Annotated in this window: 24 protein-coding genes and 1 pseudogene; 11 read left to right on the top strand and 14 right to left on the bottom strand. The window is 58.2% G+C overall.

The window, feature by feature from the left end; translation table 11 throughout:
• Positions 1 to 181: 181 nt before the first annotated feature.
• Positions 182 to 1,819: an inorganic phosphate transporter gene (locus FPT12_RS10650; protein WP_371922539.1), complete on the bottom strand. Its 1,638-nt coding sequence runs from the start codon at positions 1,817 to 1,819 to the stop codon at positions 182 to 184.
• A 181-nt stretch (positions 1,820 to 2,000) separates the two neighbouring features.
• Positions 2,001 to 3,023, bottom strand: coding sequence for a transporter (locus FPT12_RS10655; RefSeq protein ID WP_145016232.1), 1,023 nt, complete (start codon positions 3,021 to 3,023; stop codon positions 2,001 to 2,003).
• A gap of 278 nt (positions 3,024 to 3,301) precedes the next feature.
• On the opposite strand from FPT12_RS10655, the gene FPT12_RS10660 reads away from it, so the two are divergent.
• Together FPT12_RS10660 and FPT12_RS10665 are read left to right on the top strand one after the other, a co-directional pair.
• Entirely contained in the window at positions 3,302 to 4,927 is a 1,626-nt protein-coding gene (locus tag FPT12_RS10660; RefSeq protein ID WP_145016233.1) for a methyl-accepting chemotaxis protein, read from the top strand.
• 112 nt (positions 4,928 to 5,039) lie between these two features.
• Positions 5,040 to 5,492 (top strand): hypothetical protein, encoded by a 453-nt coding sequence (locus FPT12_RS10665; protein WP_145016234.1) that lies wholly within the window; start codon positions 5,040 to 5,042, stop codon positions 5,490 to 5,492.
• An 86-nt stretch (positions 5,493 to 5,578) separates the two neighbouring features.
• Here the strand turns inward: FPT12_RS10665 and FPT12_RS10670 are convergent, their stop codons facing one another.
• Together FPT12_RS10670 and FPT12_RS10675 are read right to left on the bottom strand one after the other, a co-directional pair.
• Positions 5,579 to 5,899, bottom strand: coding sequence for a PepSY domain-containing protein (locus FPT12_RS10670; RefSeq protein ID WP_145016235.1), 321 nt, complete (start codon positions 5,897 to 5,899; stop codon positions 5,579 to 5,581).
• A 132-nt stretch (positions 5,900 to 6,031) separates the two neighbouring features.
• Positions 6,032 to 7,159, bottom strand: coding sequence for a glycerophosphodiester phosphodiesterase (locus FPT12_RS10675; RefSeq protein ID WP_145016236.1), 1,128 nt, complete (start codon positions 7,157 to 7,159; stop codon positions 6,032 to 6,034).
• Between the two features lie 248 nt (positions 7,160 to 7,407).
• On the opposite strand from FPT12_RS10675, the gene FPT12_RS10680 reads away from it, so the two are divergent.
• A complete protein-coding gene (locus tag FPT12_RS10680; protein ID WP_145016237.1) occupies positions 7,408 to 7,737 on the top strand; it encodes a DUF2025 family protein in 330 nt (109 codons plus the stop codon).
• Here FPT12_RS10680 and FPT12_RS10685 read toward each other — a convergent pair.
• Entirely contained in the window at positions 7,725 to 8,057 is a 333-nt protein-coding gene (locus FPT12_RS10685) for an antibiotic biosynthesis monooxygenase (protein ID WP_145016238.1), read from the bottom strand. The two genes, FPT12_RS10680 and FPT12_RS10685, sit on opposite strands and share 13 nt — an antisense overlap.
• The gene (locus tag FPT12_RS10690; protein WP_145016239.1) at positions 8,054 to 8,764 is read right to left on the bottom strand and encodes a CTP synthase; all 711 of its coding nucleotides are present in this window, start codon (positions 8,762 to 8,764) and stop codon (positions 8,054 to 8,056) included. Before FPT12_RS10690 ends, FPT12_RS10685 begins: the two co-directional genes overlap by 4 nt.
• Before the next feature lie 14 nt (positions 8,765 to 8,778).
• On the opposite strand from FPT12_RS10690, the gene FPT12_RS10695 reads away from it, so the two are divergent.
• Entirely contained in the window at positions 8,779 to 9,741 is a 963-nt protein-coding gene (locus FPT12_RS10695) for a LysR family transcriptional regulator (protein ID WP_145016240.1), read from the top strand.
• On the opposite strand, the gene FPT12_RS10700 is transcribed toward FPT12_RS10695, so the two are convergent.
• Together FPT12_RS10700 and FPT12_RS10705 are read right to left on the bottom strand one after the other, a co-directional pair.
• Complete coding sequence (locus tag FPT12_RS10700) at positions 9,726 to 10,265, bottom strand: DUF1003 domain-containing protein (RefSeq protein WP_145016241.1); 540 nt, start codon at positions 10,263 to 10,265, stop codon at positions 9,726 to 9,728. The genes FPT12_RS10695 and FPT12_RS10700 overlap by 16 nt on opposite strands.
• 169 nt (positions 10,266 to 10,434) lie before the next feature.
• On the bottom strand, positions 10,435 to 11,043 hold the full coding sequence (locus FPT12_RS10705; protein ID WP_145016242.1) for a TetR/AcrR family transcriptional regulator: 609 nt from the start codon (positions 11,041 to 11,043) through the stop codon (positions 10,435 to 10,437).
• Positions 11,044 to 11,245: 202 nt separating this feature from the next.
• Here FPT12_RS10705 and FPT12_RS10710 point away from each other — a divergent pair, with 202 nt between their 5' ends.
• A complete protein-coding gene (locus FPT12_RS10710; RefSeq protein WP_145016243.1) occupies positions 11,246 to 12,301 on the top strand; it encodes an MBL fold metallo-hydrolase in 1,056 nt (351 codons plus the stop codon).
• A 96-nt stretch (positions 12,302 to 12,397) separates the two neighbouring features.
• Here FPT12_RS10710 and FPT12_RS10715 read toward each other — a convergent pair whose 3' ends face one another.
• Together FPT12_RS10715 and FPT12_RS27955 are read right to left on the bottom strand one after the other, a co-directional pair.
• A complete protein-coding gene (locus FPT12_RS10715) occupies positions 12,398 to 12,715 on the bottom strand; it encodes a helix-turn-helix transcriptional regulator (protein ID WP_123584304.1) in 318 nt (105 codons plus the stop codon).
• 94 nt (positions 12,716 to 12,809) lie between these two features.
• Positions 12,810 to 12,899 (bottom strand): annotated as a pseudogene (locus FPT12_RS27955) (AraC family transcriptional regulator); the annotation flags it as partial.
• Between the two features lie 158 nt (positions 12,900 to 13,057).
• Here FPT12_RS27955 and FPT12_RS10725 point away from each other — a divergent pair.
• Positions 13,058 to 13,750 carry a hypothetical protein gene (locus FPT12_RS10725; RefSeq protein WP_145016282.1) on the top strand — a complete coding sequence of 231 codons (693 nt, stop codon included), beginning with the start codon at positions 13,058 to 13,060 and terminating at the stop codon, positions 13,748 to 13,750.
• Between the two features lie 39 nt (positions 13,751 to 13,789).
• Here FPT12_RS10725 and FPT12_RS10730 read toward each other — a convergent pair whose 3' ends face one another.
• Positions 13,790 to 14,749 (bottom strand): hypothetical protein, encoded by a 960-nt coding sequence (locus FPT12_RS10730; protein WP_145016244.1) that lies wholly within the window; start codon positions 14,747 to 14,749, stop codon positions 13,790 to 13,792.
• A gap of 214 nt (positions 14,750 to 14,963) precedes the next feature.
• Between FPT12_RS10730 and FPT12_RS10735 the strand changes: the two genes are divergently transcribed.
• From FPT12_RS10735 to FPT12_RS10750, 4 genes are all read left to right on the top strand, one after another.
• The gene (locus FPT12_RS10735) at positions 14,964 to 15,941 is read left to right on the top strand and encodes a hypothetical protein (RefSeq protein ID WP_145016245.1); all 978 of its coding nucleotides are present in this window, start codon (positions 14,964 to 14,966) and stop codon (positions 15,939 to 15,941) included.
• A 34-nt stretch (positions 15,942 to 15,975) separates the two neighbouring features.
• Positions 15,976 to 19,482 (top strand): alkaline phosphatase family protein, encoded by a 3,507-nt coding sequence (locus tag FPT12_RS10740; protein WP_145016246.1) that lies wholly within the window; start codon positions 15,976 to 15,978, stop codon positions 19,480 to 19,482.
• 244 nt (positions 19,483 to 19,726) lie between these two features.
• Complete coding sequence (locus FPT12_RS10745) at positions 19,727 to 19,939, top strand: type II toxin-antitoxin system Phd/YefM family antitoxin (RefSeq protein WP_145016247.1); 213 nt, start codon at positions 19,727 to 19,729, stop codon at positions 19,937 to 19,939.
• Positions 19,940 to 20,046: 107 nt separating this feature from the next.
• On the top strand, positions 20,047 to 20,859 hold the full coding sequence (locus FPT12_RS10750; RefSeq protein ID WP_145016248.1) for an HNH endonuclease: 813 nt from the start codon (positions 20,047 to 20,049) through the stop codon (positions 20,857 to 20,859).
• A gap of 65 nt (positions 20,860 to 20,924) precedes the next feature.
• Here FPT12_RS10750 and FPT12_RS10755 read toward each other — a convergent pair whose 3' ends face one another.
• From FPT12_RS10755 to FPT12_RS10765, 3 genes are all read right to left on the bottom strand, one after another.
• On the bottom strand, positions 20,925 to 21,458 hold the full coding sequence (locus tag FPT12_RS10755) for a Bro-N domain-containing protein (RefSeq protein ID WP_145016249.1): 534 nt from the start codon (positions 21,456 to 21,458) through the stop codon (positions 20,925 to 20,927).
• Positions 21,459 to 21,907: 449 nt separating this feature from the next.
• A complete protein-coding gene (locus tag FPT12_RS10760) occupies positions 21,908 to 23,155 on the bottom strand; it encodes a ribonucleotide-diphosphate reductase subunit beta (protein ID WP_019693172.1) in 1,248 nt (415 codons plus the stop codon).
• 664 nt (positions 23,156 to 23,819) lie between these two features.
• Entirely contained in the window at positions 23,820 to 24,083 is a 264-nt protein-coding gene (locus FPT12_RS10765) for a DUF2790 domain-containing protein (RefSeq protein ID WP_145016250.1), read from the bottom strand.
• Positions 24,084 to 24,499: 416 nt separating this feature from the next.
• Here FPT12_RS10765 and acs point away from each other — a divergent pair, with 416 nt between their 5' ends.
• A complete protein-coding gene (gene acs / locus FPT12_RS10770) occupies positions 24,500 to 26,455 on the top strand; it encodes an acetate--CoA ligase (protein WP_145016251.1) in 1,956 nt (651 codons plus the stop codon).
• Positions 26,456 to 26,774 lie beyond the last annotated feature (319 nt).

Raw genomic sequence — 26,774 nt, forward strand, 5'->3', positions numbered from 1 at the left:
TGCATCGAGTCTTACATGAGTCGGCATGCCGCTAACAAACTGAAGCCCGATTGCAGTTGCACTGGATAATTTGCACCCAAGGACAGCGGGTTTTCGACGAAAGGCCGGTTGTGGCCTTTTTACGACGCAAAAAAAATCCCGGGGCGATTCTCCTTCCCGGGACTTTTCAATGGCGGGCAGTTTAGAACAGTTGCGTGAACAACCAGTACAAACTCCCCGACAATATTATCGCCGCCGGCAAGGTCAGCACCCAGGCCATCAACAGGTTGCGGATGGTCTTCATCTGCAAGCCGCCGCCGTTGGCCACCATGGTTCCGGCCACGCCGCTGGACAGCACGTGAGTGGTCGATACCGGCAGGCCGAACATGTCCGCCGCGCCAATGGTCAGCATGGCCACGGTTTCTGCCGAGGCGCCCTGGGCGTAGGTCAGGTGGGTCTTGCCGATCTTTTCACCGACCGTGACCACAATGCGCTTCCAGCCGACCATGGTGCCCAGGCCCAGAGCAATCGCCACGGCGATTTTCACCCACAGCGGAATGAAGCGCGTGGCGTTGTCGATCTGTTGTTTGAACAATTGCAGCTTGCCGCTGGTGTCGGCATCGAAGTCACCGACCTTGTTCTTGTCCATCAGGCGAATGGTTTCGCTGGTCAGGTACATATCGTTACGCACGTTGCCCATGGCTTGCGCCGGGACTTTGGAGAGTGAGCCATAACCTTTCACTTCGTTGCCGATGTTGCCAGCGAGAGCGGCGAGGGCGGGGATCAGTTGCGGCGTCACTTCCTTGCTGCGCACGTACTCCGACAGCACGGGGCGCGGGTCGGCGGGGGCCGGTAGCGGAGCACTCTTGACCAACGCTTGCTGGGTCACTTCGGCGACGGCGGCGAATTGCAACGCCTGGTCGGCCGGCATGGTGCGGTTCAGCGCGTAGGCCATCGGCAGGGTGCCGACCAGAATCAGCATGATCAGGCCCATGCCTTTTTGGCCATCGTTGGAGCCGTGGGCGAAGGACACGCCGGTGCAGGTCAGGATCAACATTCCGCGAATCCACCACGGTGGTGGTGTGTTGCCTTTCGGGGCTTTGTACAACGCGCGGTTTTTGACGAAGATGCGCAACGCCAGCAGCAACAGCGCGGCAAATGCGAAGCCGATCAGCGGCGACAGCAGCAACGCGTAACCGACTTTGGTGGCTTGCGCCCAGTCGATACCGCTGGTGCCGTCGCGTCCGTGCATCAACGCGTTGGCGACGCCGACACCGATGATCGAGCCGATCAAGGTGTGGGATGACGAAGCCGGCAAGCCCAGCCACCACGTGCCGAGGTTCCACAGGATTGCCGCGATCAGCAGGGCGAAGATCATCGAGAAACCGGCGGATGAACCGACTTGCAGAATCAGCTCCACGGGCAGCAAGGCGATGATGCCGAATGCGACGGCGCCACTGGACAGCAGCACCCCGAGGAAGTTGAAGAGCCCCGACCAGACCACCGCGAAATGCGCGGGGAGCGAGTTGGTGTAAATCACCGTCGCCACGGCGTTGGCGGTATCGTGGAAGCCATTGACGAACTCAAAACCCAAGGCGATCAACAGCGCCACACCGAGCAGCAGAAACGGCGTCCACGTGGTCACGGTGGTGCCGAGCTCATGCATGTCGTGCGTCAGGCTGTAGGCGGTGAACAGCAGCCCCATGGCCAGCACCGCGAAAAACACCACGGCGGTCAATACGCCGGGTTTTTTATCGAGTTGCGGGCCGGCGTTGCTGATTGGGGCGTTGGAGGCGGCGGTCAAGGAAGGCGTAGCCATGGCCGGACAATCCTGTGTCAGGGAGGAGTGTCGGTCATGATCGTTGCCGAATGTTACAGCGAGACTGCTTTGGGTCAGTGTTTGGGTTTTTAGCACTTCCGTCGATCGTTCCCACGCTCTGCGTCAAACGCTGGACGCAGAGCGTCCGGGGCGGCATTCCTTTGCTGCGCGTGGGAACGAGGGGACGGAGGTGTGGGGCGGATCAGTAATCCGCCCGCTTGCGAAACGCCCAGCGCCCGGCCAGTACCGTGAAGGTCGCGACCAGTGCCACCAGAATCCAGAACCCTTCCGGGTCGCTGGCGAGGGGAATGCCGCCGACGTTCATGCCGAAGAAACCGGCAATGATGTTGATCGGCAGCGCCAGCACCGTGACCACGGTCAGGGTGAACAGCGTGCGGTTGCTCTGCTCGTTGAGGTTGGCGGCGATTTCTTCCTGCAACAGCTTGATCCGTTCGCCCAGCGCCGTGAGGTCGTTGATGATCAGCGCGAACTCCTCGGTGGATTTGCGCAGTTCCTTGACGTCGTCCTTTTGCAACCACTGCGGCGGACGGTTGAGCAGGCGCAGCAGCGAACCCGGCTCCAGTGCCAGCAGCCGTTGCAAGCGCACCAGCACTCGACGATTGGCGCCCAGTTCGGCACGGTTGGTGGACAGTCGCGATGACAGCAACTCGTCCTCGATCTGGTCGACACTTTGGCTGGTTTTGCGCACGATTTGCGTCAGCACTTCACCCTGGTCGCGGAGCAAATGCACGAGCAACTCCAGTGGCGAACGAAAGCATTCGCCGGCCTTGACCGAGGAGCGCAGCTTGTCCACCGAGTGCAGGGGTTGCAGGCGCGCGCTGATGATCAAGCGACTGCGGGCGCAGACCCAAAGGGTCGAGACGTCTGACGACACCATGCTGCTGAGGTTGAACACCACGTCGTTGACCACCGCCAGCAGCGCCGAATCGACGTGCTCGATGCGCGTCGAGCGCGAACCTTCATGCAAGGCTTCGAAGAATTCTTCCGGCAACTCCAGGTGCGCTTTCATCCAGCGCTCGCACGCGGCGTGGGCGAGGTTCAGGTGCAGCCAGAGGAACTCGTCCTCCGCGCCCGGTTGTTGCAGCAGCTGCAGCGCCTTGGCCGAATCGATTTCGCGGCCGCGTTCGCCGGGGCGAAAGCTGAAACCGTAGAGCAGGCCGAACAGGTCAGAATCGCGGTGGCGTTGATCGATGCTGTGGTTCATGGAGTCTCGCTGAAGGGAGGCGCCTGTCGTACGTTTCACAGGCTCACATGAGCGGCATCATGGCAACGCTGCTTGACGGTTTTGTGACAGTTTGGTGGCGCCTGTAATAGAACTTCTACCGGCGGTCGGATCGACTTCAAGAAACCGCGGCGTGTGCCGATGACGGTTACATTGGCTCAAGCACTTCGGTGCCCGGCCTGCATGTTGTCGACAGGGATGTCCGGACATCTCGCATGCTCTACCGGTGCGAGCCTTATCCCTGTCATGAGTATCACTCGATGTTTTTGCAAAAATCCCTGAGAGCGCAAATCCTGGCACTGCTGAGCGGCAGTCTGATCGCGATGTTGCTGATTGCCCTGGCCTGTTTTCACTTACTCTCCAGCGGGGTGCAGAACTACCGCAGTCTCATCGAAGGCCCGTTACGTACCTCGCAACTGATTGACGAAGCCAACCTGCAATTCAAGGCTCAGGTTCAGGAGTGGAAAAACGTACTGTTGCGCGGCAAGCAACCGGCTGAGCTGGACAGATACTGGAAGCAGTTCGAGGATCGTCAGGGCGATGTACAGAACATTCTCGGTGAGTTGACCCGCCAGCCGGGTGTCGACTCATCCCTTAAATCCCGTCTTGAGAACCTGCGTGATGCGCACCGGGTGCTCGGCGCTGCTTATCAAAAAGGTCGGGAGGCTTATCTGGCCGCCGGTGCCGATCCTTCGGCAGGTGATAACGCGGTCAAAGGCGTGGACCGCGCTACGAGCGAGCAGATGAGCGAACTGGTCGACGAGTTGCGTAAACAGGGCCGGGAGCAATCGACGCTAATCAGCGCCAGCGCCGATCGTACGGTGTTGCTGGGTATCCTGGTGATGCTGGCTTCGGGCCTGTTGATTGGCTTGCTCAGCCTGTGGCTGGTCAACCGCAATCTGGTGGAACCGATCCGCAAATTGATCGAATACGTCGCGCAATTGAGCCAGGGCCGGTTTGCCGAGCGGGCGGCGAGTGATCGTCAGGATGAGTTGGGCAAACTGGCGGTCGCGGCCAATACGTTGCGCGATTTTCTCGCAGAAACCTTCAGCCGCTTGCAGCGCAGCGCCTCGGATCTGGACAGCGCCAGCGGTGAGCTGAACTCGATTGCGACCTTGATGGCCCATGGCACCAGCGAACAGTTCAACCGCACCGATCAAGTCGCCACGGCAATGAACGAGATGTCTGCCACCGCCCAGGAAGTCGCTCGTCATGCGGCCGATGCGGCGCGGGCCGCCGATGATGCCGATCAGTCGGCACAGCAGGGCGAGAAGGTCATGCAGGGCACGATTCACACCATCACTCAGATGCGCGGTGAAATCGCCAACACGGCGACGGTCATCCGCCAACTGGAAACCGATAGCGGGCGCATCGGCAAGGTGCTGGAAGTGATTCGCGGCATCGCCGAGCAAACCAACTTGCTGGCATTGAACGCCGCTATCGAAGCCGCTCGAGCCGGTGAAGCCGGACGCGGGTTTGCCGTGGTAGCCGATGAAGTGCGCAGCCTGGCCCAGCGCACGGCGGCGTCGATCATCGAAATCAACCAGATCATCCAGAGCGTTCAGACCGGCGCGGTAGACGCGGCGCAGGCCATCGAAAGCGGCCAGTCGCGCAGCGAGGAGAGTGTCGAGCAGGTCACCCAGGCCGGGGCCATGCTCGAACGCATTACCGCGTCGGTGGAGGCGATTCGCGACATGAACCGCCAGATCGCCACGGCCGCTGAAGAACAGACCTCGGTGGCCGAAGACATTTCGCGCAACCTGACCGAGATCACCAGCATCGCCAGTACCAACCTGGACAACGTGCAGCGCACTGAAGCCGCGAGCAGCAACCTGCACGGGTTGTCGGGGCAATTGAACGCGGTGACGGCGCGCCTCGGCGCCTAGTCATCTCAAATGTGTATCGGCACGCTAACCGTGTCGGTACACGATTGATCTCAAGTGTGGGTGTTGCACGTCGATGATTCGGTTATCCCTAACCTCATCGAAGGAAACGCCCATGGTCAGCCTTACATCGGTCTCGATCAATCAGACTCTGTCCACTTCCACCAGCAAGACCGCCATCAGCGGCAGCACCGATACCGACACCACGCAAAGCACAACCACGACGGGCAGTTCGACTACCGACAGCGGCAAAGTAGCAGCCGGTGGTGGCGCTGCTGCGTCGGGCGGCAGCAGTTCGAGCAGCAGTAGCAGTGAGTCGGATACGGTGAAAGAACTGCGCAAGCAGATCGCCGAATTGCAAAAGCTATTGCAGGAGCAACAGCAACAACTGCAAGCCGCTCAGGCCAGTCAGGAAAGTGCGGATGCCAAAGCGGCGAAAGTCGCGGCCGCCCAGTCGCAGATCGCAACCACCTCGGGTTCATTGGAGACCGCCACGGCGTCGTTGACGCAAGCACTGCAAGAGTCCGGCAGCAGCACGTCGGGGTCGCTGGTCAGTACGACGGCGTAACGGCGCGGCGGTGTTGCCGGTCGTACCCATCAGACGCAAAAAAGCCGCATACCCCCAGGGGCGTGCGGCTTTTGCATCGCTTCGATTTACTTGTCTTGTGTGTTGCTCAGCACTTTGCCGGTATTGGCGTCCAGCTTCACGTCCCATTCGACGTTCTTCGCGTCGCGGATTTCAACCTTGTACTCATAAACACTGGTTTTGGCATTGTGCTCCAGCTCGGTGTCAGTGATGTTCGCGGCCGTGCTGCCAGGATGCTCAGCGAGCGCCGCCTGATTGAGTTTCTGCATGTCCATCACAATGCCGTCCTTGAGCAGACCCGGGATCAGGTCCGGGCGCACATCAGCCATGGCGAAACCCGCCGTCAGGGTCAGGGCAGTGGCGGTGAACAGGGCAGTCAACGTCTTCATGGGGGCATTCCTTGGGTGAGTTGTTTAAGTGGCGTCAGGTTAACCAGCGCTACTTAATTCATCCTTAACTCCCCCGAATCCTTGGATCGCTCCCACGCAGGAGCGTGGGAGCGATCAATAGCGGGCGGCCACTCAGAAGCCGTTGTTCTCAAGCAGCTGCGCAACGCTGCCCGCTGCCGGGCGCTTGTAGTACTTGAGCAGTTCGCTGGCGCGGTTGGTGAAGATGCCATCGACACCGGCGTCCATGACCTTCTTGTAGTCCACCGCATCGTCGATGGTGTAGACGTGCACCAACATGCCTTTGTCGTGGGTGTACTGGTTCATCCACGGTTGCACCAGGTCTGAATAGCTTTGATCGCCGCCGTTGGTCAGCGCTGCCGAAGGGCCGGTGCCGATGGCGCCCTGAGCCTTGGCGTAGTCGACCCATTGCTCGAATTCGGCTTTGTCCTTGGGTTCCTGTTTGGCGTAGTAAGTGGCTTTATCCTTGTCACCGGACTCGGCAAAGGTCACCTTCGACTTGGGTTCGATGCTGCCTTCGCCCACCCACAGCAGGAGAATCTTCGGCACTTGCGGCATTTCTTTTTGCAGCAGTTCGAGGCTGCTTTTCTCGAAGGTTTGCAGGATCACTTTGCCTTTGCCCTGGCCGACGGTCAGCTCACTTTTGGCCAGTTTGGAACCCGCCGGGCTCAGCCAGCCACGGTCCTGAAGTTTGTCCTTGAGGTCGCGCTCGATGCCGGGAAACTGCTTGGGCTCTTTGGTTTCGATGTAAAGCCCCGGCTTGTGCAGCGGGTTGCCTTCGGCGATATCGATGATTTCGTCCAGGGTCAGGATTTTCAGGCCAGCGTACTTGGCGCGTGCGCGATCCGGGTGCGCGGTGTTGAACCAGCTGCCGGCGTCCAGGGTTTTAAGTTCGGCGAGGGTGAACGCATTGGCCGGGCTGTCCTTGCGTTCCGGAAACCTGGTGGCAACGTCGGTGGTGCGTTGCAGGTTGTTGTCGTGCAAGGCGAACAGCACGCCGTCCTTGCTGCGTTGCAGGTCCATTTCCAGGTAATCGGCGCCCAGGTCGCGCGCCAGTGTGTAGGAGGCGGCAGTGGATTCCGGTGCATCGAACGAGGCGCCACGGTGGGCGATCACTGCCGGGTGCGGGATCCCGGTGGCGGTGGCCAGAGCGGTCGGGCTCTGCTGGCTGGTAGCCTGTGCCTGGCCAAGGCCGAGCATCAGACTCAGCAACAGGGCACTTTTTGTGTAGGTAACAGGCATAGTCGAGATCCTTTCGTAAGAAGCGATTTCAAAGACGTCTCTTTTAACAATTGAGCGACGGATGCGCTATCGCCAATCCGACATTCACGTGTGTGAGGGGCGTTTTTTCCGCGCTTTTGTGCAGTCTTTTGCAGTACGATCGACCTTGGCAGTTTCCCCGTCAGAGGGAAATCCCAAAGCATTCTTACCCCGCCCTGCGTGTAAACCATCGTTCAGCCGTCCTTCGGGACGCACCCGTGAGGTTTACCATGCACATCACGTCCGAGCTTATCTGCCAGGCCGCCGACCAACTCAAAGGCTTCGTCGGTTTCAATCGCAAGACCGCTCACTACATCGTCCGCTTCAGCGAAGACGCCTTTGGCATGGACGTCGCTGACGACGCGATCATCCCCGCCAACGAGTTCGTCTGGGCGCCTGAGGCCGGTCAAGCCATGACCCTCAAGCGCGAGCTGATCCGCTTGCTGCTGGAACAGAACATTGACGACCGGATCAACATCACCGAACCGCTGCGGGTTTACATGCGACGCGAGGATTTACCGGAAATTAGCGCGCTGCGCAGTCTGGTTCAGGCCGGCTGACGCTCGAAGGCATAAGCGCGTTCAACCTTGCACACTCGCGTATGAAACGCTTCATACCAGGTCGAGCGCCCGCGTTCGCGGGTTTCACTGTGCTCGGCGTGATGTTTCCAGGCGAGGATTGCTTCTTCGCTGGACCAGTAGGAAACGGTGATGCCGAGACCGTCTTCACCCCGGGCTGACTCGACTCCGAGAAACCCTGGTTGGTCGCGGGCGAGTTCGACCATGCGCATCGCGGCTTGCTCGTAACCCTGGTCGGCGGTGGTGCGCAGTGAAGTGAAAATCACCGCGTAGTAAGGCGGCGAGGGGGTGTTGGCGATCATTTGCGATTCCTCACGCAGGCCTTGATAAAGGCTTCGACCAAGGGTGGAAGAGTGCCGGCTAGCGCCGCTCGCTCGGGTTGAAACAAGGTCGCGACGAAGAACGGATGATCGCTGAGCTCCACGGCCCGTAGATCACCCGCCGAATCGTGGCCGGTGGCTTTAAGGTTGTGTGTCAGCAGTTGCTCTTCGAACGCTGGATTGACGCCGTAGCGGCAGTGGTAGCCTTCGCGAATTTCAGTGGTCGCGTAGGCGTTGGCGATCAGCGAGCCTTCAACCAACCGGATGCTGTCGGCAACCTCGACCAACGAGCAGGTCAGCGGCGTGAGCACGGCGCGAATGGCGTCTGGCGCAGTTTCGCCATGCTCGGCATCGGCCCAACCCAGAACGTTGCGCGCGTATTCAAGCACCGCGTGTTGGAAACCACCGCAGGTGCCGAGGAACGGACGCTGCTGTTCGCGGGCAAAACGGATCGCCAACAGCGCGCCGTCCATGTTGCGGTAAGGGCTGGCAGGCACGCACCAGAAGCCGTCGAAGTCAGCCAATTGAGTGTTTACATCAATGTGGTCAGTGGCCAGCCACTCAACCTGCACATCAACTTCAGCGTGTTGTGCGGCCAGGTTCAGCGCCAGGGGAATTGCCTGATGGGCAGTGACCTGCGGGTCGTAGTCACCGATCAGTGCAATACGCAGTTCAGGGCTTTTTTGCATAGTGTCTCCAAGACTTGTTGATTCCTGGGCGCCACTATAGATTGGCGTTCACGCAATCAATAGTGGCGTTTACCCAAGTGTTCAATGCATCAACGCACTATCAGCTGGATTACCCGGACCTCGCCTTGATTCTTGCGTTGGTGCGCGGCGGCTCTCTGGCACGGGCGGCGGCACTGTTGAAGGTCGACGTTTCGACGGTGTTTCGTGCGGTCAGGCGTCTGGAAGCGGCGTTGGGCCAAGCGCTGTTCGAGAAAAGTCGCGCAGGTTATTTGCCGACCGCCCTGGCCCGAACACTGGCCGAGCAGGCCGAACGCGCCGAGCAGGCGCTGGAAGCGGCGCGTATTGGCGTGGAGCAGGGCGGTGACGTCATCAGCGGCACCGTGCGCCTGACCTGCACCGATTCGGTGTTGCATGCGTTGCTGTTGCCGGCACTGGCGCAGTTCATGCCGGCGTACCCGGCGTTGATTCTGGAACTGAGCACCTCCAACGATTTCGCCAACCTCAGCCGCCGCGATGCCGATATCGCCTTGCGCCTGACCCGCTCACCCCCGGAGCATCTGGTTGGGCGGCGATTGGGGGCGGTGTCGTACCGGGTGTGTGCGAGTGCGGCGTATCTGAAGTCGGTCGAGCCGAGTGATCTGACGCGGTTGAGCTGGATCGCTCCGGATGACTTTCTGCCCGACCATCCAACCGTGATCTGGCGTCGTCAGCAATTTCCCGGTGTGCTGCCGAGCTATCGCTGCAACAGTATGCTCTCGGTCACCGAGTTGGTACGCGCCGGGCTTGGGGTCGCCGCGTTGCCGAACTTTCTGATCGACGCCGCGCAGGGGCTGCGCCCATTGAGCGAACCCCTGCTCGGTTACGACACCAGCCTGTGGTTACTGACTCGCCCGGACTGTCGAGCATTGCGCTCGGTGGTGACGCTGTTCGACGAGTTATCACGCTGGTTGCAATTGCCCGATCAGGAGCGTTGCTGATCCTTTAGAACGTGTTGATGCATCTCCATGGTCAGGTTTTCGATGCGTTCAGTCAGTTCTTTGGTCATTTCGGTCAGTCGGGTGTTTTGTTGAAGCAACGTCAGTAACTGCGCTGAGGTCTTCGCGGCTTGTGCTTGCCGTTCGGTGTTGGCAATCGCCAAGGTCTCGCGGTGTAGCGCGTCGGCTTCGGACTGGGCTTTGTCGCGGGCGGCCTGACGGGTTTGCGCCAGCAGAATCAACGGCGCGGCATAGGCCGCTTGCAGACTGAACGCGAGGTTGAGGAGGATGAACGGGTAGACGTCGAAGGTCGTTAACCCCGTGACGTTCAGGGCAATCCAGACCACGACGATGAGGGTTTGCGCGCCGAGGAAGGTCGGGGTGCCAAAGAAGCGTGCAAAGGCTTCGGCCTTCAATGCAAAAGTGTCGTTGCCGAACGTCGATGCCAGATGAGCGTGCGGCCGGTGGAAGCGCAAGTGATCGACGGGGACGGCGGGATCTTTTTCTTCGGGCTTGGTTGAATTCATGATGCTCTCTGCAATGCCATGGGACTGAGGCTCACTATAACCCCCACAGCTTCCAGCGCCCGATTCGCTTTGAAACACTTTGTAGTGTTTTATTCAGCGCTTCGGTCCAGCGGATAAACACGTGAACAGTGTCATTTGTTCCATGTGTCCTTTTGCGTGCCCTTCATGCCTACCGTTGATAGCAGGCCAGAAACATGTCCAGCGTCGACTCTACAACCGTCGTCTGCATCTCGGGTGACAGTGGTGGACAGTTCAGGGAGATCTGCGGCCAGAAGGCAAATGCCTTGAGCATTCCCTGCACCTGCTGGGCAGCAAAGGCCGGGTCTACAGGCTTGAGCCGACCGTCAGCCTGAGCCGCGCGAATCCAGGTGGTCAGCCCTTCTTCACGTTCGCCAATACGCTCGACCATGTCCTGGACCCGTTCTGGCGAATGGATGGTGGCGGCGATGGCAACTCGTGCCAGATCAAGGAAATTGGTGTCCCCCAGCAACTGCAATTTGCAGTGCAGCAGTTGGCCCAACTGCTCGCGCAGCGGTAGGTCTGTGCGATAGCAGTTGTCCTGCTGAGCGGTGACGTTGGTCCACAATCGTTGCAGGATTTCAGTCCACAGCTCTTCTTTACTGGGGAAGTGGTTGTACACCGTGCGCTTCGAGACACCCGCGGTGGCGGCGATCTTGTCCATGCTGGTGATGTCGAACCCGTTGGCACGGAATTCGGCAATCGCCGCCTGAACAATGGCTTCGCGTTTACGGTCGGTGAGGCGCAGTGGAGCTGTCATAAATACGCTTCGGTAGAAAAAAAGGAAGAATTACACTCGGCAGTTTACTTGCTCACGGCTTTGTTGCAATCTTGAAACTACACTGTGCAGTGTAGTTGAGCGGTTGAAAAATAGAGTTTGCGGCTGACGCGTGCGTGCATTGGCCATTTATCGTCCGAAAAAGAAACGCCGCACCTCGTCGGTTTTCTGGAGTCACTCAAACATGGCCACTTTCTCTTCCCCGGCGGATAGCGCCACTGAACTGAAAACGTCCCGGCAAGAGCAGGGGCAATACCAAAATCATGCGGCCGTACCGGGGCAAGGTTTTCGCAAGACCCTGCAAATTTTCTGGAACATGATTTTCCACAAGCCGAGTAACACGCGACCGACCGGTGTTATTCCGGTTCAAGCACTGACTCTCGAACAGCTTCTCGACGCACCGAACCACAGCGTGTTTCGCCTGGGGCATTCCACCGTGCTGCTGAAACTGCGCGACAAGTTCTGGCTGACCGATCCGGTCTTCGCCGAGCGTGCATCGCCGGTGCAATGGGCCGGCCCCAAACGCTTTCATCAACCACCGATCAGCCTGGAGGAGTTGCCACCGATCGAAGCGGTGATTCTGTCCCATGACCATTACGACCACCTCGATCGTCAGTCGATTCTCAAGCTGGCGGACAAAACCGGGCACTTTCTTGCGCCGCTGGGCGTGGGTGAGACGTTGATCAAATGGGGCGTCGATGCGAGCAAAGTGCGTCAGCTGGATTGGTGGGAAGGCACTCAGATCGAGGGGATTCATTTCATTGCCACGCCTTCGCAGCACTTTTCCGGTCGCGGACTGTTCGATGGCAACAGCACGCTCTGGGCCTCTTGGGTGATGATTGATGGCGGCAAACGGATTTTCTTCAGTGGTGATACCGGTTACTTCGACGGTTTCAAAGCGATCGGCGAACAGTTCGGCCCCTTCGATCTGACACTGATGGAAACCGGCGCGTACAACGTCGACTGGCCGCTCATCCACATGCAACCGGAAGAAACCCTGCAAGCCCACATCGACCTCAAGGGCCGTTGGCTGCTACCCATTCACAACGGCACTTTCGATTTGTCGATGCACGCATGGCATGAACCCTTCGACCGCATCTTGGCCTTGGCCTTGGAACGCAGTATTTCGATCACCACGCCACAGATGGGCGAAGCGTTCAGTCTTGAGCAGCCGCAGCGTGGAGAGGCCTGGTGGCTGGAGGTTGAAGAGACGACCGTTCAGTTGATCGTTAATGGCTAGGGACGTGCGCCTATTCCACGGATTGTTCTGCGCAGATGCTGGTACAGCAGACTCTGCCAGTGTTGGGGGGAAGGCCCCCCATTGGATGATTGGGTATCACTCAATCATCGCGTAATCCGCCCGCCCCACCGGATCAGGCGTAGAGCCTCTGACGCTCATGCCTCGGCCCGGTGCAAAGCCTGGAAAGAACACCAGGCCTTCGGCTTCAAGCCGATAGGCGAGGGCCAGGCGGGTGACGTCGAGCACTTCACCGCCCGCTTCAAAACGGCGGATCGCTTCAACGGTAACCCCGGACTCCCTGGAAAACTCCTCCAGCGACCAGCCCAGCATCGCACGGGCTTGTGCGCTGTGTGCGGGGGTGAATTGGAAAAGGGCGATACGTTCCAGGGTGATTTTCATCGCAAGAGAGGCCATGGTTTTCTCCGGGTTCGAAATGGGTTATTCAATAAGTACTGTGTTTTTGTACAGTTGTTTTCGGCCCGGATCAAACTCAATTTTTTGATCGATGTTATTTCGCACCTTCGAGGTAGGCGGTGGGCGCTTGCCCCAGCACCCGGCGAAACATCGTCGAAAACGCCGCAGGGCTTTCGTGGCCGAAGTGCTGGTATTGGTGATGCTTGGTTCGTAGCTCGGATAACTCTATGATTTCGAGTTTTAGCAAAGATACCAGTGGGGAGATTGCTAGCGTTGTTCGTCAGCCCTTTGAGCTTGAATGGGTTGAGGAGATCGTGCGACAGGACTGACAGGGAACCAGGAATGCTGATATTCAACTGTACCGAAGCGGCCAGCAACTTCTTCAGCCGGGTCAACAAGGGCAAAAAAATCACCCCGGTGGATAGCAACCCACCGTCGCACACCATTGAGGAAGATGACCCGGACGACTTGGTCGAGCAATGGCTGGTCCATGCCATCACTGTCCAGCGCAAGCACGTGTTGCTCGTCATACACGTACAAACTCGTTACTGCATGATCTTCGCCGAATCGAAAAAGGCTGATCTTGAGGGGTTTATCCAACGGTTTTCTGATCGCTGGATCAACGGCTTGATGTGCTATGCGATGCAGAATGACATTCTGCAGTGGGTGAACTACTCGCCGATGCTGGAGCGGTTCGAGGAGAGCTGTCATCTATACCGTATGTACAGGCGCAGTCATCGCAGTGCACAAAAACACATCGAACAAATCGCCTGGGTCTTCGAGGATTGCGCCGCTGAATGGGGCTCTTTGCCGCCGGACGAGATCATGGCTGGCCGCTTTGATGCACAGATGAACGACACCCTGAGAAACAGCAAAGGCCATAAAGACTATTTCTATCCGGATGAAGAAATGATGGTGCACTGGTTACGAACATACTGCGGCCTCGATGAGCTTGGCATCCAGGCTGCGCGTGATCGACGTAAACAAGTGAGGCAGGAGCTTCGGGATCTGGAGAGGCATCTTCAACTGGGTTGAGGTGTAACGTGACGTTACGTTAGCAATGTGAGCCACTGGTTACTTGCCCTCCAACCCCGGCACCTCCCGAACAATGAAGTGATCCAGATTCTCGATATCACCACTGAACACCCCGAACGTCTTCTCGGGGTTTTTCTTGCTTGGTACCTGCTTCAATTCCGGCGTCACGCCATAGAAGAAGCAATAAAGCTCCCGCTCGCTGTCGATGGCGCTCTTGATTTCTTCCAGGAAAGCTTTGCGCTTGCGGTAGTTCTCGATCAGGTTTTTGCTCAGGTAAACGTTCACCGAGTAGGGCTTCTTGTCGAGCCAGACCTTCTTCTCGAAATCGATGCGGAAGCTGGTGTTGTAGTCCTTGATGGCTTTGATCTTGCCCCAGTAAATCAGCCCCTTGTTGTCCTGCAGGTATTCGATTTTCTTGAAGAACGCGCTGTAAGACGCGGTGTGCTCGCCAATCTTCAGCGGCATGCGTTTGAGCAGGTCCTTGTTATCGAAATTCGATACGAAGCACTCCACTGGGTGAGCGAAGACGCTGGTTTTGTCCGGTGCCGACTCGCGAGTCGGGTGCTCGGTAGCGCTGGTCGTGGCGGAAGGTTTTGGCTGATCCCGAGGTGCATCGACATCCGGCAGTGGAGTGGCTGGCTTACGCACATACTGACGCCGGGTCAGCAGCAGCTCTGACGGAAAATGCTCCTCCGGCCCGTCGTCCGTTTCTGCACCTTCTGACGCCGGCGTTCTGAGGCTGACATAAGGGCAGCCTTCGATATGCCGGGTGCCGGGCAGGTTCTTGAAGTGCGGCGTGCGGATGTAATTGACGTTTTTCGCGTTGAACGTCCCCAGCCCATTCGCCTCGTCGAACGCCGTGCGACAGTCGTCGTTGGGGCATTGAAAGCGCTCCTTGGCCGAGTCGAAATCCATGGTCTCGTCGAAGTTCAGATCGCGCACGTCATAGATCGACAGCTTGTCGTCGAGGCTGATGCAGTAGGCGGTGTCGAATTTCATGCGCGCTCGGGTCCTTGAGAGGTAGGTGGCGTATTAATAGCGGGTGGCGCGTGATGGCGCACCTGTTGATTCACGTTTGTCGCATCAACGCCCACTGCAATTGGACAAGACCCCATAGCCTGACTAGCGTTGTCAGATGGCGCGTAGGGTTCCATGCCTCAGACTGAGGCACCGTTGCGGGCTGACTGTCTGTTGCCCCTACAAGGAGGTAAGGATGTTTGGGTCGGTCGTTCTGGACGCGATTCTCGGGATGTTGGCGCTGTTCACGCTGCTGGGTATTTTCGTCACCACCCTCACTGAAATCATTCAATCCTTCTTCCAGAAGGTCCGGGCGAAGTACCTTTATAACGCCCTGAAGCTGTTGTTCACCGGCAAATTGAAGGGGCTGAACGACAGCGACCTGGCGTTCTTCCAGCAGGTGCTTGATCACCCGATGATCCAGTCCATGGCGCCACCGGGCAATCGCCCCAGTTACCTGGACCCGGCGATACTGGCGCAGGTAGTGATCACGCTGTTGCTGCACAAAGACGACACCACGACCCTCGATATTCCCCTCGACGAACTCAATGCGGCCCTGACCAAAGGCATTGCGCAGGTTCCCTCTGAGCACTTGCGCCGCGCACTGTCGACGATGCTTGCGGCGGCCCAGGCCAACGTCACCACGGCCCAGGAACTGCTGTGCGCGTTCAAGACCCGGCTGGAGCACTGGATCAATGCGGTCATGGACCGCGCCGAAGGCTGGATGCGGCGTAATGCCAAAGTTGTCTCGCTGGTCTGCTCGCTGGTGATTTGCCTGGTGCTCAACGTCAACGCGTTTGACCTCATGCAAGGCATGGTGCGCAATGACACGTTGCACGCGGCAGGCATGCAGATGGCCAACAATCTGGTGACGAACAGCGCATCCGCAGCGCTCGATCAAGCCTGCGCGAATCGGGACGACAAGGCCCAATGCCAGTTCGATTCGGCATTGAGCAGTTTGCAGGCGCTGCCTCAGGGCGCTATCGGCTGGAACAACCCGCCGGCGTTTTTACACCACGATCAGAACAACAAAATCGCCTGGTTCGGCTACTGGTTGCTTGGGGTCATGACGGCGGCGTTGGCTGCCTCGTTGGGCGGCGACTTCTGGTTCAAGATGTTGAGCCAGATGATTCGCCTGACGGGCAGCAAAACGGTCCCACAGCCCAAGCCCTGAGCGTGATCGGGCACATCAACTCAGGGAGAGCAGCATGTCGAACAACTGGCCCGACGAGATTAAGCACGTCGTTGTGCTGATGATGGAAAACCGCTCGTTCGATCATCTGCTGGGGGATTACACCAGCATCAACCCTGCGTGCGACGGCATCGACCGTAAAGCGCCCAGCAGCAACCCGCTGAAGGACGCCAGTGGCAATTCAGCGGTGATCACTCAAACGGCGGAAACACCTGACTACTTTGCCCTGTGGGCGCCGCCCGCACCTTCGCCACCGGCGCTGCCGGCCAAGGACAGCGAAGGTTTCGACCTCGGTCACGAGTTCGTCGATGTGGTGAAGCAACTGGATGTGTCACTCAAGACCAGCCTGACCACACCCAAGCTCGATGGCTTTGCGCAGGACGCCTACGACAAGGCTCGCAACGATCTGAAGGTGTACAAAACTTACTCGCAATCCATGGCCCAGCGGGCGATGAACTACATCCCGTTTGGTGCCACGCCAGCCGCCGATCCGCTGCCGGCGATCCAGGGGCTGGCGCGCAACTTTACCGTGTGCGACCGCTGGTTTGCCTCGGTGCCGGGCCCGACCTGGCCGAACCGTTTTTTCGCCATGCTCGGCAGTTGCAACGGCCACTTGCTGATGCCGTCCACGGGCACGGTGCTGGCCGGTATCAAAAGCCTGATTGCGCAGTTTGGTGGCGACAGCATTTTTTCGCTGCTGCGTGACAAGGGCCACGATGTGCGCATTTATTCCGATGGCGCCATCCCGCTGGCGGCGTTGGTCAAAGGTGGTTTGCAGCACATGAGCATCGACGACTTCAAATCGGATGTCGCTGGTAACAAGCTCCCTGAGCTGTCCTGGATCGAGCCGAGTTATGGCCTGCTCAACGGCAAGCTCGGGCCCAACGTGTCGCACCATCCACCGGAAGACCTGCGTTTTGGCGATCAGTTTGTCGGCGAGGTGTTCAATGCCTTGTCGGACAACACAGACCTCTGGAGCAAAACCCTGTTCGTGCTGCTGTACGACGAGCACGGCGGTTTCCATGACCATGTGGTGCCACCGACTTGCGTGGCGACGGGTTCAACGGTTGATGTCGACTGGCCCAATCCCTTCACTCGTCTCGGCATCCGTGTACCGGCGATCCTCGCTTCGCCCTGGCTCAATCCCGGCCTGATCCCGTGGACCGACAACCTCCAGGCGCAACATTACGATCACACCAGTTTGCTGGCCTTTCTCTGCGATCATTTCCAACTGCCGCGCAGTGCCTTGGGTGCAAGGGTGGTGGCGGCCCAGCACTTCGGCAATGCGCCGATCTGGCGCGCTGCCGCAAACCTTGCTCCGGCGCCGAAACTGGCAGCCACCGCCGTGCCAAGCCGCGCCGGGCTGCCACTGATCGAGTCCCAACTAGCGACCCAAAGCCGGCAGGTGGTGGACAGCGCCACCGGTTACCTCGACGGTCTTGATCCGGAGCAGATCTGGAAAAACAGCGCCCAAGGCGTCAGCAGTTTCCTCGACAGTCGCACCCGTGCACTGGTTGATCCTGGCCAGGCCGCCCTCACGTCCGCCGCGCCCAGTGCCGACAGCCTGGAAGCGAAACTGCGGCGCCTGCAGGATTTGATGGCCACCGCCCACGGTCAAACGGTAGCTGCCGTTGCAACGCCCGCCGTCAAAACCTTGCAAGTTGGGGCGGTGCCGGCTGTTGTGCCTGCGCAACTGCGAGTCCTGTGCCTGCCGGGTGTGGGATTCACGCAACCCGCCAATGGGCAGGGCAGTACCGACGCGAACTGGCAGGAACAATGGCGCACGCTGATCCGCAGCCAACTGGCGCAGAACGGTCGCGTTATCGACGACCAGGACATCGACTTTCTGCCCTTCGATGACCAACTCAAGGATGGACCGGACTTCGCCCAGATCACCCGCGGCCTGGCCATGCTGCGGGACGACGCCCGGGGCAAGGCCGACGAGGATTTCGGCAGTTGGGGCCTGCCGGTCAATCAGATGCTGCGCACCACCGTCGGCGCCATCGTGCAGTGGATCGAAGACGCCGATTTACGCACCGCACTGACTCAACATCTGCTGGAAAAAATCGACGCGTTCAACCCACAGATCATCTTCGCCCAAGGGCTCGGCAGCCTGATCGGTTACGACGCCTTGCGCCGTTCGGTGGCCAAGAAAGGTTCGGCGCTGAAACTCATCGATGGCCGGGTATTCGTCAGCTTCGGCTCGCCGATCGCGCTGCCGTTGGTGATGCGCGAAGTGTGGGGCGGACGGGTCATGCGCCTGAGCGAAAACGGCCGAGGCATTCGCCGTTGGTTCCACCTCTACAACCCCAACGACGGCTTGCTGACCCGGCCGATTACCTCGCCAGACTCAGCGCGGGTCGACCTGCAAACCGAGTTCAGCGTGCCGCTGCGTGATGACCTGCTCGACCTCAATCACGCAGCCCAGGCTTACTTGTCGTCCGCCACCAGCCAGACCGGCCTCTGGCCACAACTGGCCCGCGACGTGGTGGCGGCAGGTGCTCTGGAAGTGCCGGCGTTCCTGTCCCGCAGCGGCCAACGCAAACGCCGCGCCCTGGTGGTCGGCATCAACGACTACCCCGAACCGGGCGCACGCCTCGACGGCTGCATCAACGACACCTACCTGATCAGCCGCATGCTTCAGGAAAGCGGCTACGACGCCGGCGACATTCGGTTGCTGCACGACGCCCGAGCGACGCGGGCGAACTTCGTCGAGCGCCTCGAATGGCTGGTAGAAGGCGCCCGCGCCGGCGACGAGCGCGTGCTGTTCTATTCCGGCCACGGCACCCAACTGCCGGCCTACAGCAGCAGCGGCGAAGCCGACCGCATGGACGAAACCCTGGTGCTCTACGACTTCGACTGGGACGACGAAAACACCCACTTCACCGACAAACTGTTCCGCCAGTTCTACAGCCACTTGCCGTTCGACCCGAACGGCCACGGCGCCAAACTGACCGTCATGTTCGACTGCTGCTACGCCGGCGGCATGACCCGCGGCAACGGCCGCGTACGCGGCATCACCCCACCCAGCGACATCCGCCACCGCATGCTGCGCTGGGACCCCTACGCTGGCGACTGGGACCGCCGGGTGTACGCCGCCGACAGCGACGGCCGCGACTTCAGCGAACACGACCACACATCCCGCGGACTCACCCGCACCCGCAGCACCCAAGGCGCCGCCACCGGCCTGCGCCCCGAGAAAAAAGCCCAACTGCAGCGCCAAGGCAAACTCTACGGCCACCACGGCCCCTACATGCCCCTGATGCTCTACGCCGCCCGGGAAAACGAAAAAGCCAACGAATACGAAGTCGGCTCCAGCAGCTATGGCGCCTTCACCTACGCCGTGGTCGAACAACTGCGCAAGTTGCATCAGGAAAATGCGACGTTGGGGTTTGATCAGTTGATTGCGCAGGTGGGCAAAGTGCTGAGCGCCAGGTCACTGGGGCAGACACCGGAGATCGTCGGGCCGAGCGGGGTGAGGGACGCGGTGTGCCCGTGGAAGATTAGTGGGTTGGGGAAATGATCTCGTAACCCTTGATACAGCCAAAGAAAAGGGCCGCAGGAAAATCCTGCGGCCCCGATAACACCGAATCCCAAACCCACCGCCGATCCCCTGTGGGAGCGAGCTTGCTCGCGATGGTGATCGGATTGCTTCATCGGCAGTCGAGGGTCTTGAGAAGTCATTTTTGACAGACGGTCAGCTCGACACCTTGTCTATCGAAATTCTACGACTTGGGCTAGCTTGGCTAACGCTATGGAGGTGCCAAATGAATGAACTGGTACAAGTAAACATGCATGAAGCAAAATCCCAGCTTTCCCAACTTGCTGAGCGTGCATGGCATGGCGACAAGGTTGTGATCACCAAGGCTGGCAAGCCTTATCTGGATCTGCTTCCCCATGTCGATACACCTCGGGTGCGCAAGCCTGGGCGGTTGAAGGGACAAATCCGGATATCTGCGGATTTTGACAATACTGCTTGAGTGACATCTCTCATTTACTGATCGAGCGTCGTAGAAATCTTTCGCTGATCGTGTAGGAGTTTTCTCTTAATTTGGTAGGCTTCATCCTCTGCTAAGAGGATGAATGGATGCCAGCTGTCATTGTCGAAAATGATGAGTCGAAGTGGGCCGATCAAACAGGGGCGCTTTACCACTTCCCGAAGCAGTACAGGGCGATTCTTACCGAAGGAACCGCGGTGCTGTATTACAAAGGAAAAATGAGAAACAAGGCTTTTTCGGATCAGCGCCTGAGCGCCAACCCTCATTATTTTGGTGTTGCTCGAATAGGGAGGGTGCATGCAGACAAGAACAGCACAAAAGGTGACTTGTTTGCAGTCATTGAGGGCTTTAAACCCTTTGAATCTGCAGTTCCGAATAAAGTTGATGGGGTATACCTTGAGCCGATTCCTCCAAAACTCAAAGATAATTACTGGCGTAACGGTGTCCGGGCAATTGATCAAACCGTATTTGACAGCATCCACGCCCTTGCGGTACTGAAGTCGGATCAGGTCGACGATTCCAGCCTAACTGATGGTGCGCAGGATTTTGAGACTAGGACCGTCGGTATTGAAGGGAAAAAAATCACATATTTCGGTGTGAAGTATGAGCGCTGTCCAAAGCTTCGGCGTCAGGCAATAGCTATTCATGGGCTCAGATGCAAAGCCTGTGGTTTTGATTTCGAGAAGGCATATGGCGAGCATGCAAAAGGCTTTATCCATGTGCACCATGTGAAGCCCATTTCCGAATATGAGGAGGATCAGTCAGTCGATCCAGCGACGGACCTGATTACACTCTGCGCAAACTGCCACGCGGTTGTCCATAAGAGGCCGGATACACTGCTGAGCGTCGAGCAACTGAAAAGCATGCTCCATGGTCGGTGGGTTTTCGACGATTTGACCTAAGGTAGTTAGATGATGTGAGGCAAATCTTGCCGGATACACGCCTCACACGTTAACGGTTTCCAGCCTCAGTTCACCTGGATAAATCGAGTTGCGATCTGCCACCAAGAGCGTTTTCGCTTTGGTGTTCTCCTATATTCAGATAGCTCTGGATCAGACATGACCTGCGGCAGGTCTCGCAGCCTGACCCAAGGTTCGTTATGCCAATGCAGCAGGCTAAGCGACAGTCCGGGCCACTTCAGCAAGCTCACATTCGGCAGCGTCATATTTACGGGTTGGTGTGCATCACGCAGTACTGCCACCACTTCATGGGTTAGCCATTGCCGCAGGTTGCGGTTTTCAGGGAAATGGTGATGGATAAGTAGTGCATAAGCACCAGATTCACTGATCATGAGTGATCCGTGATTTTCGCCATAGCGGCGAAGCCAGAGCATGCGCTTTTGATCCGGATCGAGTTTGCGTACTGCTCGTTCATCGAGGTATCTCCCAAGTAAACGGCCAAAGTCGCGAGCGCAGAACCAAGCTTGAGATTCCAGCCAGATAGCATGTAGATGACGGTGGTGGCGGATGAAGAGTATCGCTTCGAAGTGGTCATCAATCATGCTTGATCACCTGAGGGTTTAGCCATTTGTAGGCGGATAGAAAAGTCATTTACATAGCCTCTACTAGCATTTGGGTTGGCCCAACGTAGAGGATGTAAATAACCCCAACAGACTACACCGCATCTCACAAAACCAAGAGGACACATCAAAAGTCCGGTTGGCATTATGGGGGAGAGGTAGTCGCTACGTTGGGCGTTTCTTAGGCACCTTCCAGTAGAGTAGTGGTGGTTCAGGTGGGCGGGTAGGTGATTGTTTCGCTGATTGTTGTAGGAGATTGCTTGTAGGAGATTGCTTGTAGGGCGCAGGGAGAGGTTCGTGTCTGGAGGTACTTCAGTCTCTTGAAACTCACACTCGGAAGGAAAGGTGTTCTAAGACGAACCGTCCAGCTTCAAAAAAACAAAAGGCCGCCATTCGGCGACCTTTTTCAAGCAAGCATCTCAAGCCAGAAATCAATCCCAGCTCAAAGCCCCACCCGTCTGATACTCAATAACCCGAGTCTCAAAGAAATTCTTCTCTTTCTTCAAGTCCATAATCTCGCTCATCCAAGGGAACGGGTTAGTCGTCCCCGGATACTCTTCTTTCAAACCGATCTGCGACAAACGACGGTTAGCGATGAACTTCAGGTAGTCCTCCATCATCGCCGCGTTCATGCCCAGCACGCCGCGAGGCATGGTGTCACGAGCGTATTCGATCTCCAGCTGAGTGCCCTGCAGAATCATCTGGGTCGCTTCTTCCTTCATTTCAGCATCCCACAGGTGTGGGTTTTCGATTTTGATCTGGTTGATCACGTCGATGCCGAAGTTCAGGTGCATGGATTCGTCGCGCAGGATGTACTGGAACTGCTCGGCGACGCCGGTCATTTTGTTGCGGCGGCCCATGGAGAGGATCTGGGTGAAGCCGCAGTAGAAGAAGATGCCTTCCAGTACGCAGTAGTAGGCGATCAGGTTGCGCAGCAGTTCTTTGTCGGTTTCGACGGTGCCGGTTTCGAACTTCGGATCGGAGATCGAACGGGTGTACTTCAGGCCCCAGGTGGCTTTTTTAGCGACCGATGGGATCTCGTGGTACATGTTGAAGATCTCGCCTTCATCCATGGCCAACGATTCGATGCAGTACTGGTAGGCGTGGGTGTGGATCGCCTCTTCGAACGCCTGGCGCAGGATGTACTGGCGGCATTCCGGGTTGGTGATCAGGCGGTACACGGCCAGTACCAGGTTGTTGGCAACCAGGGAGTCGGCGGTGGAGAAGAAGCCGAGGTTGCGCATCACGATGCGGCGCTCGTCGTCGGTCAGGCCTTCCGGGTTTTTCCAGAGGGCGATGTCGGCGGTCATGTTGACTTCTTGCGGCATCCAGTGGTTTGCGCAGCCGTCCAGGTACTTCTGCCAGGCCCAGTCGTATTTGAACGGGACGAGTTGGTTAAGGTCGGCGCGGCAGTTGATCATGCGCTTTTCGTCGACCGCAACGCGGGCGGAAGCGCCTTCGAGTTCGGCCAGGCCTTCGGCGACGTCGAGTTTGTCGAGGGCGGCCTTGGCGCGGATGATCGCAGCCGAGTCGGTGGCGGTGACGGCGCGCGCTTCAAGCGCTGCGGCACCACCGGCGCTGTCGAGGCGGTCCATGTTGGCTTCAGTAGCGTGGCCAGCATTGGCGCCTTTGGCGACAACTTCGCCGTCTTCTTTGTCGAATTCGTCCCAGCTCAGCATGACGTGTCGTCTCCTGCGTGAGGGCCAGTCGCCCGTGTGAAAACACTGATGGTCGGTTTTTCACACGGCTCGGTGGCCGCGTTGTCTCTAAAAGGAATCGTTTGTTGCAGCAATACGCAGGCAAAAAACAGAAATGTGTACGGGTGTCCTGAAGTCGCTAAGGGCGGAGATAACGTCGTCAGCTCCTGCGGTGGCCTCAGCGTCCTGCATCCTCCTGTAAGGGGATGTTGCAGGCCCGATTTACGGGCGCATTATAGGTGTTTTTTCACGCTTGTGGTGCGACGAAGTGGCTCAGAGAACCCTCGGCAGGGCGCGTAATCAAGGCGGAGCAAGGGTTTACAGGGCTTTGGCCGATGAAGATTTTTTTTGCCGGTTTTTGGCGACTCGCCAGCGCTGATGACGTCGGTGTTTGCTGTCAAAACGCCGCAAGCCCGATGGGATGGGACTTACAGGGGAGATGGGGTGTTTTTCGGGGCGCGATTGTGTGCAGTTTCGGCTGGCAATTGTTGATCAGATGATCTGTTCAAAAAACAACCAAAAATGGCTTTTCACACTACATGTAGTGTTTTGCTCCGGGTTTCTGTGTCTTCAGGCACAACGACGCCCGACGAGGGTCGGGCGGTGATGTCGGGTTCGGCAATCAGCCAAACCTCAGCGTTGATGATCAGCCGTTAGAGCAGCCGTTACCCATTACGCTGTAGCGCAGAATATGCCGTTGACCCTTCGAGTCTTCATATTCCATGCGGGCCGGTACCACTTCGCAAACGCTTGGAACTTCGCTCATGGAGATAACTTTGGCGATGTCCAGGTGAGTCGAGTAAGTGTATTCCTCTACCGGTACGATGTTGTTGGCGACATCAGTCGGGATCTCGTCTGCCATGGCGGTTGCGCACAGACTGCTGAGGGCCAGAACCAATAAAGCTTTCATTTCAATTTTACCTTTCTAAGGTCGAGTGGGGTCACGCAACCTTTTTGGGGTTGCGTGTGGAACTTGATGACTCAGTGTTGGATTAACTGCCTTCGTGGGGGCTGCAACTGGGTTAATCACGTTTGCCGTGTTGGCGAGGCTGATTTTAGGCGCCCGAGTTGCACGCATATAGGTGTGCTTTTGATAAAGACTTTTGGCATATCCTGTAACAATCCCTTAAAAACGACCTCGTATGCTTCAGGGTCGGCCTTCTCGAAATAGCTGAAAGCCAATGAAACCGCGGTGTCTGAGCGGTTCGCTCGGTAAGCACGACGTTTAGTAGGGGCTTGTTACTACCATCGTCGAATGGTTCTATAGGCCCGCCTCGGGCTACAACGGGGCCATACAAAAACAACTATTCCACCGAGGTAAGAAAGATGAGTGCGGCTTCTCTGTATCCCGTTCGTCCCGAGGTTGCGGCCAACACGCTGACTGACGAGGCGACCTACAAGGCCATGTACCAGCAGTCGGTCGTCAACCCGGACGGTTTCTGGCGCGAGCAAGCCAAGCGCCTCGACTGGATCAAGCCTTTCACCACGGTGAAACAGACCTCTTTCGACGATCACCATGTCGATATCAAGTGGTTCGCCGATGGCACCCTGAACGTTTCCTACAACTGCCTGGACCGCCATCTCGCCGAGCGTGGCGATCAGATCGCGATCATCTGGGAGGGCGATGACCCGGCCGAGAGCCGCAACATCACCTACCGCGAGCTGCACGAACAAGTCTGCAAGTTTGCCAACGCCTTGCGCGGCCAGGATGTGCATCGCGGCGACGTGGTGACTATCTATATGCCGATGATCCCCGAAGCCGTGGTCGCCATGCTGGCCTGTACCCGGATCGGTGCGATTCACTCGGTGGTGTTCGGCGGCTTCTCGCCGGAAGCCCTGGCCGGTCGAATCATCGACTGCAAATCGAAAGTGGTGATCACTGCTGACGAAGGCCTGCGTGCCGGCAAAAAGATCTCGCTCAAGGCCAACGTCGATGACGCGCTGACCAACCCGGAAACCAGCAGCATCCAGAAGGTCATTGTGTGCAAGCGCACCGGTGGCAACATCAAGTGGAACCAGCATCGCGACATCTGGTACGAAGACCTGATGAAAGTCGCGGGCACTGTGTGTGCACCGAAAGAGATGGGCGCTGAAGAAGCGCTGTTCATCCTGTATACCTCGGGCTCCACCGGCAAGCCGAAGGGCGTGCAGCACACCACTGGCGGTTATCTGTTGTACGCCGCGCTGACCCACGAGCGCGTGTTCGACTACCGTCCGGGCGAAATCTACTGGTGCACCGCCGACGTCGGCTGGGTCACCGGCCACACTTATATTGTCTATGGCCCGCTGGCCAACGGTGCGACCACTTTGCTGTTCGAGGGCGTGCCGAACTACCCGGACATTACCCGGGTGGCGAAGATCGTCGACAAGCACAAGGTCAACATCCTCTACACCGCGCCAACCGCAATCCGCGCCATGATGGCGCAGGGCACCGCGGCTGTTGAAGGTGCCGATGGCAGCAGCCTGCGTCTGCTGGGTTCGGTCGGTGAGCCGATTAACCCGGAAGCGTGGGACTGGTACTACAAGAACGTCGGCCAATCCCGTTGCCCGATCGTCGATACCTGGTGGCAGACCGAAACCGGCGCAACCCTGATGAGTCCGCTGCCGGGCGCTCACGCGCTCAAGCCAGGCTCGGCGGCGCGGCCGTTCTTTGGTGTGGTGCCGGCGTTGGTGGACAATCTGGGCAACATCATCGAAGGCGTTGCCGAGGGTAATCTGGTGATTCTCGATTCTTGGCCAGGTCAGGCGCGTACGCTGTATGGCGATCACGACCGCTTCGTCGACACCTACTTCAAGACCTTCCGTGGCATGTACTTCACCGGTGACGGCGCGCGTCGCGATGCGGACGGCTACTGGTGGATCACTGGGCGTGTGGATGACGTGCTCAACGTTTCCGGTCACCGCATGGGGACTGCCGAGATCGAAAGCGCGATGGTTGCGCACCCGAAAGTCGCCGAAGCGGCGGTGGTTGGTGTGCCGCATGACATTAAAGGGCAGGGCATTTATGTCTACGTCACCCTCAACGGCGGCGAAGAGCCGAGCGAAGCACTGCGCCTGGAGCTGAAAAACTGGGTGCGCAAAGAGATCGGTCCGATTGCCTCGCCGGATGTGATTCAGTGGGCGCCAGGCTTGCCGAAAACCCGTTCGGGGAAAATCATGCGCCGTATCCTGCGTAAGATTGCTACGGCTGAGTATGACGGGTTGGGTGATATCTCCACCCTGGCAGACCCAAGTGTGGTGCAGCATTTGATTGATACGCACAAGACCATGAACGTCGCGTAACAGCCGTTCTCGTGTCGTCGAAAGCCCCGCCCGGTGTTGAGCCTGGCGGGTTTTTTTGTTTGTGCTCGTTCCCACGCTCCGCGTGGGAACGATCAGTGGGAGAGGGGGAGCCAATATTTATCGGTTTCACCTGTAGGCGCTTTCCCACTGTTACCCGCTGCCCTTCAAGTAACTAAATGTGTAACCGCTCGCCCGCTTTCGAGGCATTGGGAAACGCAAAGCCCCGTTTTAGGGCCTCTTCTGGCTACCTGAAGAATAAGACACAACGCTGCGCTTGCCGGATTAGAAGGGTTTGCGAATAATAGGCCCGCAATTTGCA

The organism is Pseudomonas sp. H3(2019), from assembly GCF_007713465.1.
In the GTDB taxonomy this organism is placed as follows: domain Bacteria; phylum Pseudomonadota; class Gammaproteobacteria; order Pseudomonadales; family Pseudomonadaceae; genus Aquipseudomonas.

Bases quoted from the DNA above. Each gene is read 5' to 3' on its own strand.
- FPT12_RS10655 (WP_145016232.1), bottom strand. From the start codon at position 3,023: ATGAACCACAGCATCGATCAACGCCACCGCGATTCTGACCTGTTCGGC.
- FPT12_RS10660 (WP_145016233.1), top strand. From the start codon at position 3,302: ATGTTTTTGCAAAAATCCCTGAGAGCGCAAATCCTGGCACTGCTGAGC.
- FPT12_RS10665 (WP_145016234.1), top strand. From the start codon at position 5,040: ATGGTCAGCCTTACATCGGTCTCGATCAATCAGACTCTGTCCACTTCC.
- FPT12_RS10670 (WP_145016235.1), bottom strand. From the start codon at position 5,899: ATGAAGACGTTGACTGCCCTGTTCACCGCCACTGCCCTGACCCTGACG.
- FPT12_RS10675 (WP_145016236.1), bottom strand. From the start codon at position 7,159: ATGCCTGTTACCTACACAAAAAGTGCCCTGTTGCTGAGTCTGATGCTC.
- FPT12_RS10680 (WP_145016237.1), top strand. From the start codon at position 7,408: ATGCACATCACGTCCGAGCTTATCTGCCAGGCCGCCGACCAACTCAAA.
- FPT12_RS10685 (WP_145016238.1), bottom strand. From the start codon at position 8,057: ATGATCGCCAACACCCCCTCGCCGCCTTACTACGCGGTGATTTTCACT.
- FPT12_RS10690 (WP_145016239.1), bottom strand. From the start codon at position 8,764: ATGCAAAAAAGCCCTGAACTGCGTATTGCACTGATCGGTGACTACGAC.
- FPT12_RS10700 (WP_145016241.1), bottom strand. From the start codon at position 10,265: ATGAATTCAACCAAGCCCGAAGAAAAAGATCCCGCCGTCCCCGTCGAT.
- FPT12_RS10705 (WP_145016242.1), bottom strand. From the start codon at position 11,043: ATGACAGCTCCACTGCGCCTCACCGACCGTAAACGCGAAGCCATTGTT.
- FPT12_RS10710 (WP_145016243.1), top strand. From the start codon at position 11,246: ATGGCCACTTTCTCTTCCCCGGCGGATAGCGCCACTGAACTGAAAACG.
- FPT12_RS10715 (WP_123584304.1), bottom strand. From the start codon at position 12,715: ATGGCCTCTCTTGCGATGAAAATCACCCTGGAACGTATCGCCCTTTTC.
- FPT12_RS10725 (WP_145016282.1), top strand. From the start codon at position 13,058: ATGCTGATATTCAACTGTACCGAAGCGGCCAGCAACTTCTTCAGCCGG.
- FPT12_RS10730 (WP_145016244.1), bottom strand. From the start codon at position 14,749: ATGAAATTCGACACCGCCTACTGCATCAGCCTCGACGACAAGCTGTCG.
- FPT12_RS10735 (WP_145016245.1), top strand. From the start codon at position 14,964: ATGTTTGGGTCGGTCGTTCTGGACGCGATTCTCGGGATGTTGGCGCTG.
- FPT12_RS10740 (WP_145016246.1), top strand. From the start codon at position 15,976: ATGTCGAACAACTGGCCCGACGAGATTAAGCACGTCGTTGTGCTGATG.
- FPT12_RS10745 (WP_145016247.1), top strand. From the start codon at position 19,727: ATGAATGAACTGGTACAAGTAAACATGCATGAAGCAAAATCCCAGCTT.
- FPT12_RS10750 (WP_145016248.1), top strand. From the start codon at position 20,047: ATGCCAGCTGTCATTGTCGAAAATGATGAGTCGAAGTGGGCCGATCAA.
- FPT12_RS10755 (WP_145016249.1), bottom strand. From the start codon at position 21,458: ATGATTGATGACCACTTCGAAGCGATACTCTTCATCCGCCACCACCGT.
- FPT12_RS10760 (WP_019693172.1), bottom strand. From the start codon at position 23,155: ATGCTGAGCTGGGACGAATTCGACAAAGAAGACGGCGAAGTTGTCGCC.
- FPT12_RS10765 (WP_145016250.1), bottom strand. From the start codon at position 24,083: ATGAAAGCTTTATTGGTTCTGGCCCTCAGCAGTCTGTGCGCAACCGCC.
- acs (WP_145016251.1), top strand. From the start codon at position 24,500: ATGAGTGCGGCTTCTCTGTATCCCGTTCGTCCCGAGGTTGCGGCCAAC.